Origin of the sequence: Micromonospora sp. NPDC093277, assembly GCF_044765245.1 — a bacterium.
GTDB lineage: Bacteria > Actinomycetota > Actinomycetes > Mycobacteriales > Micromonosporaceae > Micromonospora.
In genome coordinates, this window is sequence record NZ_JBIWJO010000013.1 from 146,529 (window position 1) to 160,632 (window position 14,104).

Sequence of the window (14,104 nt, forward strand, 5' to 3'; positions counted from 1 at the left end):
TCATGCGTCTGACGGTCGGCCCCCTGCCACCCGCCGTGTATTGGCGGCGTCGCGCCGTCGTACTCGGAGCCGGGCTTCTTTTCCTGATTGTCCTGCTTTATTCCTGCACGAATACGAAGCGCAACAACACCGGTGCGGCCGGCGCCGGACCCACCGGAACGGCGTCCGCCACCGCCGCCCCGGAGCCGACCGGCACGGTGCTGACGCCGAAGTCCGGCAGCCCGGCCCCGACACCGGAGGAATCCAGCAGTGGCTCGGACGGCGGCTCGGACGGTGGGCAGGGCGGCCCGGCGGGCGGCGGCACCGGGACGAACGACACCTCCGTCGCCCCGGTGGTCGACAACGGGACCTGCACCGACTCGGAGATCCTGGTGACCCCGGTGGCGCTGCCGGCCACCGCCCAGCGGGGCACGGTGGTCACCCTGCGCCTCAAGGTCAAGAACGTGTCCGAGCGTACGTGCAGCCGGGATGTCGGTGCCGATCTCCAGGAGCTTTTCGTCAAGGTGGGCGCGGATCGGGTCTGGTCCTCGGACACCTGCGGCACGGGCAGGGGCTCGGCCATGCAGTCGTTCACGCCGAAGTTCGAGCGCTACTGGGAACTGGGCTGGAACAGCCGGTACAGCAACCGGTGCGCGAACGGGCTGGCGGCCGGCGAGTTCGTGCCCGCCGGTTCGTACCAGGTGTTCGCCCGGGTGGGCACCAAGATCAGCAACCCGGTGAAGCTGACCATCACCAACTGAGCGGCGACCGGGCCGACCTCGACCGGGCCGGCGGGCGGAGGCTCAGACGTACCGCTCCAGGATGGATGCCTCGGCGAGCCGGGACAGCCCCTCGCGGACGCCCCGGGCCCGGGCATCGCCCACCCCCTCGACGGCCTGCAGGTCCTCCACGGTGGCGCCGAGCAGCCGCTGGAGGCTGCCGAAGTGCACCACCAGCCGGTCCACCACGGCTGCGGGGAGCCGGGGCACCTTGGCCAGCAGACGGAAGCCCCGCGGGCTGACCGCCGCGTCGAGGGCGTCGGAGGCGGACGGGTAGCCGATCGCCTTGGCCACCGCGACCAGGTCGATCAGCTCGGTGGCACTGAGCAGGTCCAGCTCGACCAGCGCCTCGTCGAGGGTGCGGGACTTCCGGCCGACCGGGAGGTAGTCCCGGATGACCAGGGTGCGGTCGGCGTCGACGCCGGCCATCAGCTCGTCGAGCTGGAGGGCGAGCAGCCGACCGTCGGTGCCCAGCTCCACCACGTACCCGGCGATCTCGTCGGCGATCCGACGGACCATTTCCAGCCGCTGCACCACCGCCACCGCGTCGCGTACGGTGACCAGGTCCTCGATCTCCAGGGCGGAGAGGGTGCCGGAGACCTCGTCGAGGCGGAGCTTGTAACGCTCCAGGGTGGCCAGGGCCTGGTTGGCCCGGGACAGGATCGCCGCCGAGTCGTCCAGCACGTGTCGTTGGCCGTTGACGTAGAGGCTGATGATCCGCATGGACTGGCTGACCGAGATGACCGGGTAGCCGGTCTGCCGGGCCACCCGTTCCGCGGTGCGGTGCCGGGTGCCGGACTCCTCGGTGGGGATGGACGGGTCGGGCATCAGGTGCACGCCCGCCTGCACGATCCGGGTGCCGTCGTTGGAGAGCACCACCGCGCCGTCCATCTTGCACAGCTCACGGACCCGGGTCGCGGAGAACTCGACGTCCAGCGGGAAGCCGCCGGTGCAGATCGAGTCGACCACCTTGTCGTAGCCGAGGACGATCAGTGCGCCGGTGCGACCACGCAGGATGCGCTCCAGACCGTCCCGCAGGGCGGTGCCAGGCGCCATCAGGGCGAGGTTGGCCCGCAGCGGGTCACCGCCGGCCCCGCCGACGCTCCCGGTCACGCTCACGCTGATCGGACGGGCGGAGTTTCCCACGGCGCCGGTGCGGGCGTGCGGCGTCGTCGCGGCGGGTTTGGTGGCATCGCGGTCGATCGGCACGGGCACAGTCTACGGACTGCCCTGCGGTGGGTGCTCTCGTGGTTACTGTGATGTGTCACGATGTCCGGCTTCTCCGGTCGTCGAGCCGGTACGCCCGCTGTCCGGAATCGCCCAGCACGCTCACCGTGGGTCACTCGGCGGAAGCGCGGGCGGCGGCCTGGAGCGCCCCGCGTACGTCAGTGACCTCGATCACCCGCATGTTCTCCGGGGTCACCCCGCTGCTGCCCGGCCCGCAGCCGGGAGGCACCAGGGCCAGCCGGAAGCCGAGCCGGGCCGCCTCGGCCAGCCGGCGCGGCACCGCCCCCACCCGGCGCACCTCGCCGGTGAGACCGACCTCGCCGATCGCCACCAGGTGCGGAGCGATGGCCAGGTTGAGTCCGCCGGAGGCCACCGCGAGTGCCACGGCCAGGTCGGCGGCCGGCTCCACCACCCGGATGCCGCCGACCGTGGCGGCGAACACCTCGCGGTCGTGCAGGGCCAGCCGCTCGGTGCGCCGCTGAAGCACCGCCAGCACCATCGCCAGCCGTGCCCCGTCCAGCCCGGAGACCGTACGCCGTGGTGAGCCGGCGACCGTGGCGCCGATCAGCGCCTGCACCTCGGTCACCAGGGCGCGCCGCCCCTCCATCGCCACGGTGACGCAGGTGCCCGGCACCGGCTCCGAATAGCGGGTGAGGAAGAGCCCGGACGGGTCGGCCAGGCTGCTGATGCCCCCCTCGTGCATCTCGAAGCAGCCCACCTCGTCGGCCGCGCCGAACCGGTTCTTCACCCCCCGGACCATCCGCAGCGAGGAGTGCTTGTCGCCCTCGAAGTGCAGCACCACGTCGACCAAGTGCTCCAGCACCCGGGGCCCGGCGACCTGACCGTCCTTGGTCACGTGACCGACCAGCACGGTGGCGACGCCGCGCTCCTTGGCGACCGCCACCAGGGCCGCGGTGACCGCCCGGACCTGGGTGACCCCGCCCGGCACGCCCTCCGTGCCGGTGGTCGAGATGGTCTGCACCGAGTCGAGCACCAGCAGCCCCGGCTTGACCGCGTCGAGGTGGCCGAGCACCGCCGACAGGTCGCTCTCGGCGGCCAGGTAGAGCTGCTCGTGCAGGGTGCCCATCCGCTCGGCGCGCAGCCGCACCTGGCTGACCGACTCCTCGCCGCTGACCACCAGCGACGGGCTGCCGGCATTGGTTGCCCACTGCTGGGCCACGTCGAGCAGCAGGGTGGACTTGCCGACCCCGGGCTCACCGGCGAGCAGCACCACCGCGCCGGGGACCAGACCGCCGCCGAGCACCCGGTCCAGCTCACTGACCCCGGTGGGCCGGGCCCGGGCCGGCGCGGCGCTGATGGTGGCGATCGGGCGGGCCGGCTCGGCGGGCATCCGGGAACTGACCACCCGGCCGGAGACCAGCGGCCCGGTGACGGTGCACTCGATCACCGAGCCCCACTCGCCGCACTCGGGGCAACGCCCCACCCACTTGGGGGGCTGGTGGCCGCAGGCGTCGCACTCGTACGCCGGGCGTGGCTCCCGGGCGGCGCCACGGCCGCGAGCGGTGGTGGCGCGGGGGGAGGTCGATCGGGACGTGCTCACCCCAGGACGCTAACCGGACGGTACGACGAAAGCACACCCGGAAACGGCGACACCGCCGGCGTGGCGATGGCCACACCGGCGGTGTCGGGGACGATCAGGTCGGCGATCAGCCGTGTTCGCCACCCTCGTTGCCAGCCGCCTCCTCGCGGGGGTGGACGACCGGCGAGGGCTGCGCGGCCGGGGTGAGCGGCACGCCGATCGGGGCTCCGGTCCGGATGACGTTGCCGTTGCCGAAGTCGAAGATCAGGTTGACCTGCTGGCCGCTGAGCAGCCGGTCGTGCAGCCCGACGAGCTTCAGGAAACGGTCGCTACCGGGGCTGAGCTGGGCGAATCCCTTGGCCGGGAGGTCGATCCGAGCCGGCAGGCTGGGCGCGCCCGACTCGCTCGGCGAGGCCGACGGGGAGGTGGGCTCGCCCGCGCCCAGCGCCTCGCTCGGGGAGGCGTTCGGGTCGCTCGGGAAGGGCGACGCGGTGGCCCGCTCGGTCGGGGAGTTGGTCGGGCTCGCCTGCGGACCGGCCGCGTCGGCGCCGGTGAGCACGATGTCGCGGGCGCTGTCGGTGGTCACGGTCACGGTGACCGGGGCCTCGCTGTCGTTGTAGAGGACGACGTCCAGCGGGGCGTCGGCGCCCGCCTGGTAGCCCTCGGTGCCCGGGTACTGCACGTGCAGGCCGCGCACCAGGAAGTTGAAGTCGGGGGTCTGGACGTTGACACCCTGCACCGACGGGACGTTGATGGCGGTCTCGGCCACCTGGCCGGCGCCGCACCCGGACAGCAGCAGGCTCGCCGCTGCCGCCGTACCGGCCAGCAGCAGGGCCGCACGTCCGGAACCCCTGATCGAGCGCGTCACGTCGGTCCTCCTCGTCACGATCCCCACCCGGCCGTACGCCAGGTGCGGGGTGGCCATACCCGCGCAGACCGCGCTCCAGGGTAGTTGGGGCTGATCGAGGCCCGCACGCGGACCCGGCAATGCCACCTTCCGGGGGCCGGTCAGACCACTCGGCCGCTCGTCACCAGCAGGAGCACGTCGATGAGCGCCACCACCATCACCGCCCGGAAGGCGGCCACCGGCCGGCCGCCGGCCGAGGCGGAGACTCGTCCCGCGTACCAGCCGAGGGCCGGCACCACGACGGCGACGGCGATGGCCGACAGGCCCACCCAGGACGGTGGCCCGGGTGGCCCGACGACCAGGACGACGGTCGCCGCGAGGAGCAGCCCGGCGGCGGCCAGCCGGCTGCCGGTCGGCCCCAGCCGGTGCGGCAGCCCGCGCACCCCGGTCCGCGCGTCGTCGGCCAGGTCCGGCAGCACGTTGGCGAAGTGCGCCCCGGCACCCAGGCAGGCGGCGGCGGCCAGCAGCCAGGCCGGGGGTGCGGGAGCGCCGGGCAGGGCCAGCACCACGAAGGCGGGCAGCGCGCCGAACGAGACCGCGTACGGCAGCACGGAGAGCGGGGTGGACTTCAGCGGCCAGTTGTAGAGCAGCGCGGAGATCAGCCCGAGCGCCACGCAGGCCGCCGCCGCGCCGTTCGTGGAGAGCGCGACCAGCGGGGTGGCCACCGCGGCCGCGGCGGCGGCGTACCCGAGGGTCCGTCGCCGGATGTCGCCGGTGGCCGCCGGTTTGTCGGTACGCCCCACCACGGCGTCCCGGTGCGCGTCGAGCGCGTCGTTGCTCCAGCCCACGGCGAGTTGGCTGGCCAGCACGGTCAGCACCACGGCGGCGATGCCGGCCGGCCGATGTCCGACGCCGGCCGCCAGCAGCCCGGCCACCGCGGTGACCGCGGCGGCCGGTTCCGGATGGCTCGCCCTGAGTAGTCCTAACACCGAAGACGGCATAAGGGAAGTCTGGTCGTTACCGGGGAGTCGTGCCACGCTCGGTTAATGCGAGATGTGGCCCCGGTGTCCACTTCGCCCCGGGTGCTGCCCCCGAACGACCCGCGCCAGTACGACGACCTGGCCGGCGAGTGGTGGCGGCCGGACGGCGCGTTCGCGATGTTGCACTGGCTGGCCCGGGCCCGCGCCGGTCTGGTGCCGCCGGCGTTGACGAGGGACGCGGTCCTGGTCGACCTCGGCTGTGGTGCCGGCCTGCTCGCCCCGCACCTGGCCGGCAAGGGCTACCGGCACATCGGGGTGGATCTCACCCGGTCGGCCCTCGACCAGGCCGCCGCGCACGGGGTGACCGTGGTCAACGCCGATGTCACCGCCGTTCCGCTCGCGGACGGCTGCGCCGACGTGGTCTCCGCCGGCGAGGTGCTGGAACACGTGCCGGACTGGCGTCGCGCGGTCGCCGAGGCGTGCCGGCTGCTGCGGCCGGGCGGCCTCCTGGTGCTGGACACCCTCAACGACACCCTGCTGGCCCGGCTGGTCGCGGTGGAGATCGGCGAGCGGCTGCCCACGGTGCCGCGTGGCATCCACGATCCACGGTTGTTCGTGGACGCGCGCGCCCTGGTCGCCGAGTGTGCCCGGCACGGTGTCGAGTTGCGGTTGTCCGGCATCCGCCCGCAACTGGGCGGGACGCTGGCCTGGCTGCTGCGCCGGATGCGCGGCACCGCCGACCGGCCCGGGCGGTCGGCGCCGCGGATCGTGCCGACCCGCTCCACCGCAGTGCTTTACCAGGGCTACGGACGCCGGATCGATTAGCCGGGGCCAGAGACGTCGAGAGGGAGCCGACATGACCGTGTCTGCGCTGGAGGCGGCCCGCCGCCTGACGCCGCGCCTGGCCGCCCGCGCGGCGGAGCACGACCGGGACGGCTCCTTCCCGGTCGACGACTTCGCGGACCTGCGGGAGGCCGGGCTCTTCGGGCTGATGGTGCCCCGGGAGCTGGGCGGGGTGGGGGCGACCTTCGCCGAGTACGCCGCCGTCGCCACCGAACTGGCCCGGGGCAACGGCGCCACCGCGCTGGTGTTCAACATGCACGCCTCGGTCACCGGGGCGCTGGGCGCGGTCACCGAGGAACTGGCGGAGGCGTTGGGCGTACCGGACGAGGCGTTGGCCGCCCGGGACCGGCTGCTCCGGGCGGCTGCCGAGGGCGCCTGGTACGCGGTGGCCATGAGCGAACGCGGCGCCGGTGCCCGGCTGTCCCAGCTCAGCACCGCGTACGAGCCGGTCGAGGGCGGCTGGCACATCAAGGGGAGCAAGACCTTCTGCTCCGGCGCCGGACACCCGGACGGCTACCTGGTGGCCGCCCGCAGCGCCGCCGACCAGTCGGTGGTCTCCCAGTTCCTGGTCCCGGCCGGGGAGGGGATCACCGTGGAGCCCACCTGGGATTCGCTCGGCATGCGCGCCACCTCGTCGCACGACCTGCACCTGGACGTCACCGTCCCGGCCGACCGGCTGCTCGGCGGGGTGGAGGGGCTCGCCCTGGTGGTGGCCCAGCTCATGCCGCACTGGCTGGTGGCCAGCTACGCCGCCGTCTACGTCGGCGTGGCCCGTTCGGCGATCGACGCCGCCGCCGAGCATCTGAACGCCCGCAACCTCGCTGGTCTGCCGGCGGTCCGGGCCCGCCTGGGCCGGGCCGACGCGGCGGTCGCGGCGGCCGAGCTGGTGGTGGCCGAGGCGGCCCGCCGAGTGGACAAGGCACCTGGCGACGCGGACACCAACCGCTGGGTGTGGCGGGCCAAACTGCTCGCCGGCACGACCGCGGCCGACGTCGCGGCGTCCATGCTGGAGGCCGCCGGCACCTCGGCCACCCGCCGGGGACACCCCCTGGAACGGCTCTACCGCGACGCACGCTGTGGCTCGCTGCACCCCGCCACCTCCGACGTCTGCGCCGACTGGCTCGGCGTGGCCGCGCTCGGCGGAGACCCCGACCGCGACGGCTCAGCCCCGCGCTGGTGAAGAGTTTCGTGGGCCCCGCTGTCGCGCGCGGGTGGTAGTCGTTGGTGAAGCGTGGGGATCGGGATCGAGAGGCGGGGGACATGGCCGTACCGGTGATCGCGGGTCTGGGTACGGCACAGCCGCCGGCCGCCGCGCAGCACGAACTCTGGGAGGGCTTCTTCGCGAAGCACTTCTCCGGGGCAACCCGAGCGTTGGCCGAGCGCATCTTCGCCAACTCCGGCGTGTCGCGGCGGCAGGCGGCGGTGAACCCGCTGCTGGAGGATGTCTCGGAGTGGCCGACCGAGCGCCGGATGCGGCGCTATCAGGTGGAGGCGTTGCCGCTCGGCAAGGAGGCGGTGGGCCGGGCGCTGACCGCCGCCGGGCTCGACGCCCGGGACGTGGGACTGTTCGTGGTCTGCTCCTGCACCGGGTACGCCACTCCGGGGCTGGACATCCTGCTCGCCCGGGACCTGGGGATGGCCCCGGACACCCAGCGCATGTTCGTCGGCCACATGGGCTGCTACGCGGCCCTGCCGGGGCTGGGCGCGGCGAGCGACTTCGTCGCCGCCCGGGGCCGCCCCGCGCTGCTGCTCTGCGCGGAGCTGACCAGCCTGCACATCCAGCCCGCCGGTGCCCGGGTGGACACCCAGCAGATCGTGTCGCACGCCCTCTTCTCGGACGCCGCGGTCGCCGCCGTGCTCGTCCCCGACGGCCGGGGGTACGCGCTGCGCGAGGTCGCCTCGGTCACCGATACCTCGACCGCCGACCACATGACCTGGGACGTCACCGACACCGGTTTCCGGATGGGACTGTCGCCGAAGGTCCCGCAGGTGCTCTCGCACCATGTCCGGGGGCTGGTCGACGACCTGCTGGCCCGGCACGGCCGGACGCCCGCCGAGGTGGACGGCTGGGCGGTGCATCCGGGCGGCCCGCGCATCCTCAACGTGGTGGACCGGGAACTGGCCCTGCCGCCGGAGGCCCTGGCGGCGTCCCGCGCCACCCTCGACGAGCACGGCAACTGCTCGTCTCCGACGGTGCTGCTGATTCTGGACCGGCTGCGCGGCGCGCTGGCGCCGCCGGCCCGGATCGTGATGCTCGCGTTCGGACCGGGTCTGACCCTGTACGCGGCGCTGCTCGAGCGGACCGGCTGAGGCCGGCCCGGTTCGCGGGGCGGTCCGGACGGGCGCCGCGTGGTTAGGCTCGGCGCATGGCTGGCGAGGACCGGACAAGGGGTGCGTTGCTGGCCGGGCTGGCAGCGGTCGCGGTGGCGCTCGGTGCCTGGTGGTGGCAGGGCTCGGCGCCCGCCCTCGGACGGACCGACGTCGCGCCCGGTCCCTCGACGGACGCGTTCCTGGAGCCCGGGGTGCGACTGGTCGACCCGCGGACCGGCCAGGTCCTTCCGGTGCCGGAGGCGGAGCCCGACGAGTTCATGGTCGTCCCCGAGGAGGCGGACGACACCCAGGAGACGGTGGTCTACAGCAGCATCTGGCTGGCACAGTCCCACCTGGCCCCGGGCGACGATCCGCTGGTCCGGCAGGCCGACCCGTCGCCCGGTGAGCGTCTTCTGCTCACCGTCTCCTGCACCGGCGGGGGGACGCTGATGGTGGCCTTCATGGGCGCCGAGGAGGACACCACGCTCCTGAGGACGACCTGCCCGGCGGAGCCCATCAACCAGCCGCTCACCGCCTACGGCGGTCCGTTGCGGGTGCGATTCACCGTCGCGGACGGCGAGGTCGATCTGGACGCCCTGCTCGCCGTCCGGTTGTGACGGGCCGCGCGGTCAGGCGGCGAGGTGGACGAGATCGTCGCGGTACTGGTCGACCGGCCCCAACTCGGGCACGAGCCGGACCAGGATGCCCGTCCGGTCCACCAGGAGGGCGGGGGCCGTGCCGGGGTGGGCGGCGAGGCGGAGGTAGTCGCGCAGGCCGCCGGCCGGGTCGGCGAGGGCGCGGACCCCGGGCGCGGGGGTGGCGTCGACCTCGCGGCTTCCGGTCACGGTGACCACGGTGACGCCCGGTGGTGCCTCGGCCACCGCCTGGGCCACCTGCTCGGCGCAGGCGCAGGCGTCCACCAGGACGATCATCGCGGGCAGCAGGCTGCGCAGCGGCACCGGGGATTCGGCGGCGTCGACCAGGTCCAGCGCAGGCAGCGGCCCGACCGCCGCCGAGGCGGTCGCCGGGTATGGAAGCACGGTGGGACTGCCGCCGGAGCGTGACGAGCGGGGCCAGGTGACCGCGGCCAGGCCGGTGAGGGTGATCAGCACCGACACCAGCAGGACCAGCACCGGCAGCCCGAGCGGCGGGCGGCCGTCCGGCCGGGGGGCGAGACCGAGCCGGCGGCGCCACACCGTCCGCTGGTGGAGACGGCGCAGCTCATGGCGGATCTGCCGGGCCTCGTGATCGAGCTCCGAGGCGTCGTCGGGGATGACCACCCGACCCCACTCCGGCGGCAGGTCGGGCAGCCCGTCCGGTGGCCCTTGGCCCTCAGCGTCAGCCATGCCCATCGGACCCCCAGGAACCGTCTCGGTGAGCGGACGTCGCGTCCTCCTCCAGCGTCCCGCACCCGTCGGCGTACCGCCACACCTGGGCGCATCTTGGATTCCGGGGCTACCATGGGAGGAGCGCATCGCCCTAGATATCGACGCTCCTGCCGCCCGTGCCGGGTTGTCATTCACTGGTCACGGAGCGTGTCAAAACCATCGGTTTGACCGCCTGTCAAGCTGAAGAAATACCTCTCACAGGGCCCCTGAGCTGCGCCAACGGTCAGGACAGTGGTGAGACATCGGTGCCTGAGCGTGTTACCCTAGACACAGCGAAAGGGGTTTCGAACCTATGGTTTTCAGTGTCGGCGAGACCGTTGTTTACCCCCACCACGGGGCCGCACTCATCGAGGCAATCGAGACTCGGGTCATCAAGGGCGAGCCCAAGCAGTACCTCGTCCTGAGGGTCGCGCAGGGTGACCTCACGGTCCGGGTGCCCGCCGAGAACGCCGAGATCGTGGGTGTGCGTGAGGTGGTCGGCGAAGAGGGCCTGGGCAAGGTCTTCGACGTGCTCCGTGCACCGCACACCGAGGAGCCGACCAACTGGTCGCGGCGTTACAAGGCGAATTTGGAGAAGCTGGCTTCCGGTAACCCGCTGAAGGTCGCCGAGGTCGTTCGCGACCTGTGGCGCCGGGAGCGGGAGCGGGGTCTGTCCGCGGGCGAGAAGCGCATGCTCGCCAAGGCCCGCGACATCCTCGTCGGCGAGGTCGCGCTGGCTGAGAAGAGCACCAAGGACGAGGCGGAGACGCTGCTCGACAAGGTGCTGACCGAGGCCTGATCCGCACCTCATCGTCCTACCCGCCCCGTAGCAAAGAAATCCGAGGACCGCGACGTGACCGCGCAGCTCAATCCGCGCGGTGACGTCGCGGTCCTTGTTCCTGCGGCCGGTGCCGGCGTACGCCTCGGCCCCGGCGCCCCGAAGGCGCTCCGGCCGCTCGCCGGTGAGCCCCTGCTGGTGCACGCGGTACGCCGGATCGCGGCGGCGCCCTCGGTGCACACCATCGTGGTGGCGGCCCCGGCCGCCGATGTCGGGGCGGTCCGGGAGATGCTCGCGCGGGTCGCCCCGGTGGCCGTGGTGGCCGGTGGCGCGGAGCGCCAGGCGTCGGTGGCCGCCGCGCTGGCCGCCGTACCCGCCGGGCCGGAGATCGTCCTGGTGCACGACGCGGCCCGTGCGCTCACCCCACCCGAGTTGGTCGAGTCGGTGGCCGAGGCGGTCCGGGCCGGGCACGACGCGGTGATCCCGGTCCTGCCCGTGGTCGACACGATCAAGGAGGTCGGTGCGGGCGAGGCGGTCCTCGGCACGGTGGACCGTTCCGCCCTGCGGGCCGTGCAGACGCCGCAGGGCTTCCGCCGGTCCGTGCTGACCGCCGCGCACGAGGCGGCCGGTGATCCACTCACCGACGACGCCGGCCTGGTGGAGAAGCTGGGCGTGCCGGTGGTCTGCGTCCCCGGCTCCGAGTACGCGCTGAAGGTCACCCGGCCGTTCGACCTGGCGCTGGCCGAGCACCTGCTGGCCACCGGCGCCTGACGCGTACGCTCGGGTCATGATCGTCCCTCGGGTGGCCATCGGCACCGACGTGCACGCCTTCGAGGCCGGGCGACCGTGCTGGGTCGCCGGCCTGCACTGGCCGGGCCAGGACGGCCTGGCCGGCCACTCGGACGCCGACGTGGCGGCGCACGCCGCCTGCAACGCCCTGCTCTCCGCCGCCGGCCTGGGTGACCTGGGCGCGAACTTCGGTGTCGACCAGCCGGAGTGGGCGGGTGCCTCGGGCGTGGCTCTGCTCACCGAGAGCGCGCGTCGGGCCCGGGCTGCCGGCTTCGAGATCGGCAACGTGTCGGTCCAGGTGATCGGCAACCGGCCCAAGATCGGCCCGCGCCGGGAGGAGGCGCAGCGGGTGCTCTCCGCGGCGGTGGGCGCTCCGGTCACCGTCTCCGCGGCCACCACCGACGGCCTGGGCTTCACCGGGCGCGGCGAGGGGCTGACCGGCATCGCGGTGGCCCTGGTGTACGCGGCCCCGGCGGAGGAGGCCCGGCGCTCGTAGCCCCGGGCCGTCCACCGGCCGGCACGTCAGCCGCGTCGCGCCCAGGTCCAGGCGTATGCGTCGTCCTCGCAGGTGGACGCGGCGTCGCAGAGGTCGAGCGGGCGGAAGGTGTCCACCATCACCGCCAGCTCGTCGAAGAAGTCCGCCCCGATGGACCGCTCGGCCGCACCCGGCTGCGGTCCGTGGGTGAACCCGGACGGGTGCAGCGAGATGGAGCCCTGCTCGATGCCGGAGCCCCGCCGGGCCTCGTAGTTGCCGCCGGTGTAGAAGAGCATCTCGTCGGAGTCGACGTTGTGGTGGTTGTACGGCACCGGGATGGCGTCCGGGTGGTAGTCGACCTTGCGGGGCACGAACGAGCAGATCACGAAGTTCGGGCCCTGGAAGGTCTGGTGCACCGGCGGCGGCTGGTGGATCCGCCCGGTGATCGGCTCGAAGTCGTGGATGGAGAACGCCCACGGGTAGAGGTGCCCGTCCCAGCCGACCACGTCGAACGGGTGGTGGGCGTAGGTGTAGCTGGTCCATCCGCGACGGTGCCGGACCAGCACCTCGACGTCCTCGTCGTCGACCAGCAGCGGCGCGTCCGGTCCCCGGACGTCCCGCTCGCAGTACGGCGAGTGCTCCAGGAACTGCCCGCGCACCGACAGGTAGCGCTTGGGCGGGCCGACGTGCCCGGCCGCCTCGATCGCGAGCAACCGGGCCGGCTCGTCGCCGGTCGGCACGAGGCGGTGGATGGTCGAGGTGGGGATGACGACGTAGTCGCCGGCCACCGCGTCCAGCACGCCGAACGGCGACTCGACCCGCAGTGAGCCGGACTCGACGTAGAGGCAGTGGTCGCCGGTGGCGTCCCGGAACAACGGGGACGGCTGGTCGGCCCGCACGTACGCGATCCGCACGTCGTCGTTGGCGAGCAGGTACTGCCGGCCGAGCACCGGGTCCGCGCCGGTCCCGTCGAGCTTGTGGGTACGCAGGTGGCGCGGCTTGAGCGGGAGGTTGGGCACCCGGGTGAACGCGGGCGGGGTGAACGCCTCGGCGGCCACGATCGCGGTCGGCGCGTACCGGTGGTAGAGCAGCGACGAGTCGGAGGAGAAGCCCTCCTGGCCGACCAGCTCCTCCGCGTAGAGGGTGCCGTCGGGCTGACGGAACTGGGTGTGGCGCTTGCGCGGCACCTCGCCGACTCTGCGGTAGTAGGGCATCTCGCCTCCCGGTATGTCCCGTTCTCCGGCCGGTAACGTCCGATAATCGGACGCTGTTGTCCGTTCCTCGTAGCGTCCCGTACATTCTTGTCTCGTGTCAACGCAGGTGCCCCGCCTCCTCGCCGGCCTGGTCGACGACGCCGCGGTCTTCCCGCCCGGCAGCGCCACGCTGCCGGACGCGGTGACCGCCCACCGGCGGCATCGCGCCGCCCGGTACGCCGACCTGGTCGGCCCGCTGCTGCTGCCCGCCTCCGCGATCGCGGCCGGCGACCTGAGCGACCTGGTCGACCCGGCCGAGGGCTACGTCGTCGGACTCATCGGCGACACCGGCATCGAACGGCTGCCCCACGCCCTGTCGTTCCTGCCCGACGGCGTGACCGCCAGGCAGGTCGAGGTGGCGGTCGCCAAGCGCGGCGAGGACCCGCAACCCGGCCTGACCGAGCTGGTCAAGCTCGCCGAGCAGTGGCGCGACACCCAGGTCTACGCCGAGATCCCGCTGACCTTCGGCCTGATGGGCGCGCTGGACACGGTCGCCGGGGCGCGGGCCGCCGGGCTGCCGATCGCCGCCAAGTTCCGCACCGGCGGGCTGGCCGCCGAACTCTTCCCGACCCCGGTCGAGCTGGCCGCGGTGATCTGTGCCTGCCGGGACCGGGAGCTGCCGTTCAAGCTCACCGCCGGGCTGCACCACGCGATCCGGCACCGGGACCCGGAGACCGCCTTCACCCACCACGGCTTCGTCAACGTGCTCGCCGCGACCCTGGCCGCCACCGAGGGCGTCGAGGTGGACGCCGTCGCCGAGCTGCTCGCCGCCACCGACCCGGTACGCCCGGTCGAGCGGGTCCGGGCGCACCGGGACGCCGAGCGCCCGCTCTGGGTCGGGTACGGCTCGTGCAGCATCTCCGATCCACTGACCGATCTGATCCGGCTCGGCCTGGTGAACGGGGGCGTTGAGAAATGAGCGAGCGTCAGGAAGCGA

15 protein-coding genes are annotated in these 14,104 nt (G+C 73.4%); 9 read left to right on the top strand and 6 right to left on the bottom strand.

Translation table 11 applies throughout. The features are described from left to right. Positions 1-2 precede the first annotated feature (2 nt). Positions 3-740, top strand: coding sequence for a hypothetical protein (locus ACIRG9_RS25895; RefSeq protein WP_402860967.1), 738 nt, complete (start codon positions 3-5; stop codon positions 738-740). 42 nt (positions 741-782) lie between these two features. Here the strand turns inward: ACIRG9_RS25895 and disA are convergent, their stop codons facing one another. From disA to ACIRG9_RS25915, 4 genes are all read right to left on the bottom strand, one after another. Then, positions 783-1,967: a DNA integrity scanning diadenylate cyclase DisA gene (disA, locus tag ACIRG9_RS25900; RefSeq protein WP_402860970.1), complete on the bottom strand. Its 1,185-nt coding sequence runs from the start codon at positions 1,965-1,967 to the stop codon at positions 783-785. A gap of 130 nt (positions 1,968-2,097) precedes the next feature. Continuing rightward, a complete protein-coding gene (gene radA / locus ACIRG9_RS25905) occupies positions 2,098-3,546 on the bottom strand; it encodes a DNA repair protein RadA (protein ID WP_402860973.1) in 1,449 nt (482 codons plus the stop codon). Between the two features lie 106 nt (positions 3,547-3,652). Further along, complete coding sequence (locus ACIRG9_RS25910) at positions 3,653-4,393, bottom strand: hypothetical protein (RefSeq protein ID WP_402860976.1); 741 nt, start codon at positions 4,391-4,393, stop codon at positions 3,653-3,655. A gap of 140 nt (positions 4,394-4,533) precedes the next feature. Continuing rightward, the gene (locus ACIRG9_RS25915; protein ID WP_402860979.1) at positions 4,534-5,373 is read right to left on the bottom strand and encodes a UbiA family prenyltransferase; all 840 of its coding nucleotides are present in this window, start codon (positions 5,371-5,373) and stop codon (positions 4,534-4,536) included. Between the two features lie 45 nt (positions 5,374-5,418). Between ACIRG9_RS25915 and ACIRG9_RS25920 the strand changes: the two genes are divergently transcribed. From ACIRG9_RS25920 to ACIRG9_RS25935, 4 genes are all read left to right on the top strand, one after another. Then, positions 5,419-6,177 carry a methyltransferase domain-containing protein gene (locus ACIRG9_RS25920; RefSeq protein WP_402860982.1) on the top strand — a complete coding sequence of 253 codons (759 nt, stop codon included), beginning with the start codon at positions 5,419-5,421 and terminating at the stop codon, positions 6,175-6,177. Between the two features lie 31 nt (positions 6,178-6,208). After that, a complete protein-coding gene (locus tag ACIRG9_RS25925; RefSeq protein ID WP_402860985.1) occupies positions 6,209-7,375 on the top strand; it encodes an acyl-CoA dehydrogenase family protein in 1,167 nt (388 codons plus the stop codon). 80 nt (positions 7,376-7,455) lie between these two features. Beyond that, positions 7,456-8,505 carry a type III polyketide synthase gene (locus ACIRG9_RS25930; RefSeq protein ID WP_402860988.1) on the top strand — a complete coding sequence of 350 codons (1,050 nt, stop codon included), beginning with the start codon at positions 7,456-7,458 and terminating at the stop codon, positions 8,503-8,505. A 56-nt stretch (positions 8,506-8,561) separates the two neighbouring features. Then, positions 8,562-9,122: a hypothetical protein gene (locus ACIRG9_RS25935; RefSeq protein ID WP_402860991.1), complete on the top strand. Its 561-nt coding sequence runs from the start codon at positions 8,562-8,564 to the stop codon at positions 9,120-9,122. A 12-nt stretch (positions 9,123-9,134) separates the two neighbouring features. Here the strand turns inward: ACIRG9_RS25935 and ACIRG9_RS25940 are convergent, their stop codons facing one another. Continuing rightward, positions 9,135-9,857 (bottom strand): hypothetical protein, encoded by a 723-nt coding sequence (locus ACIRG9_RS25940; protein ID WP_402860994.1) that lies wholly within the window; start codon positions 9,855-9,857, stop codon positions 9,135-9,137. Between the two features lie 328 nt (positions 9,858-10,185). Between ACIRG9_RS25940 and ACIRG9_RS25945 the strand changes: the two genes are divergently transcribed. The 3 genes from ACIRG9_RS25945 to ispF are packed head-to-tail and all read left to right on the top strand — an operon-like array spanning position 10,186 to position 11,935. Further along, positions 10,186-10,671 (top strand): CarD family transcriptional regulator, encoded by a 486-nt coding sequence (locus ACIRG9_RS25945; protein WP_007073334.1) that lies wholly within the window; start codon positions 10,186-10,188, stop codon positions 10,669-10,671. Positions 10,672-10,725: 54 nt separating this feature from the next. Then, positions 10,726-11,421 (top strand): 2-C-methyl-D-erythritol 4-phosphate cytidylyltransferase, encoded by a 696-nt coding sequence (ispD, locus tag ACIRG9_RS25950; protein ID WP_402860997.1) that lies wholly within the window; start codon positions 10,726-10,728, stop codon positions 11,419-11,421. A gap of 16 nt (positions 11,422-11,437) precedes the next feature. Beyond that, on the top strand, positions 11,438-11,935 hold the full coding sequence (gene ispF / locus ACIRG9_RS25955) for a 2-C-methyl-D-erythritol 2,4-cyclodiphosphate synthase (protein ID WP_402861000.1): 498 nt from the start codon (positions 11,438-11,440) through the stop codon (positions 11,933-11,935). A 26-nt stretch (positions 11,936-11,961) separates the two neighbouring features. Here the strand turns inward: ispF and ACIRG9_RS25960 are convergent, their stop codons facing one another. After that, complete coding sequence (locus tag ACIRG9_RS25960) at positions 11,962-13,128, bottom strand: homogentisate 1,2-dioxygenase (RefSeq protein ID WP_402861003.1); 1,167 nt, start codon at positions 13,126-13,128, stop codon at positions 11,962-11,964. A gap of 94 nt (positions 13,129-13,222) precedes the next feature. On the opposite strand from ACIRG9_RS25960, the gene ACIRG9_RS25965 reads away from it, so the two are divergent. Continuing rightward, positions 13,223-14,086 carry a hypothetical protein gene (locus ACIRG9_RS25965; RefSeq protein ID WP_402861005.1) on the top strand — a complete coding sequence of 288 codons (864 nt, stop codon included), beginning with the start codon at positions 13,223-13,225 and terminating at the stop codon, positions 14,084-14,086. Positions 14,087-14,104: the final 18 nt, after the last annotated feature.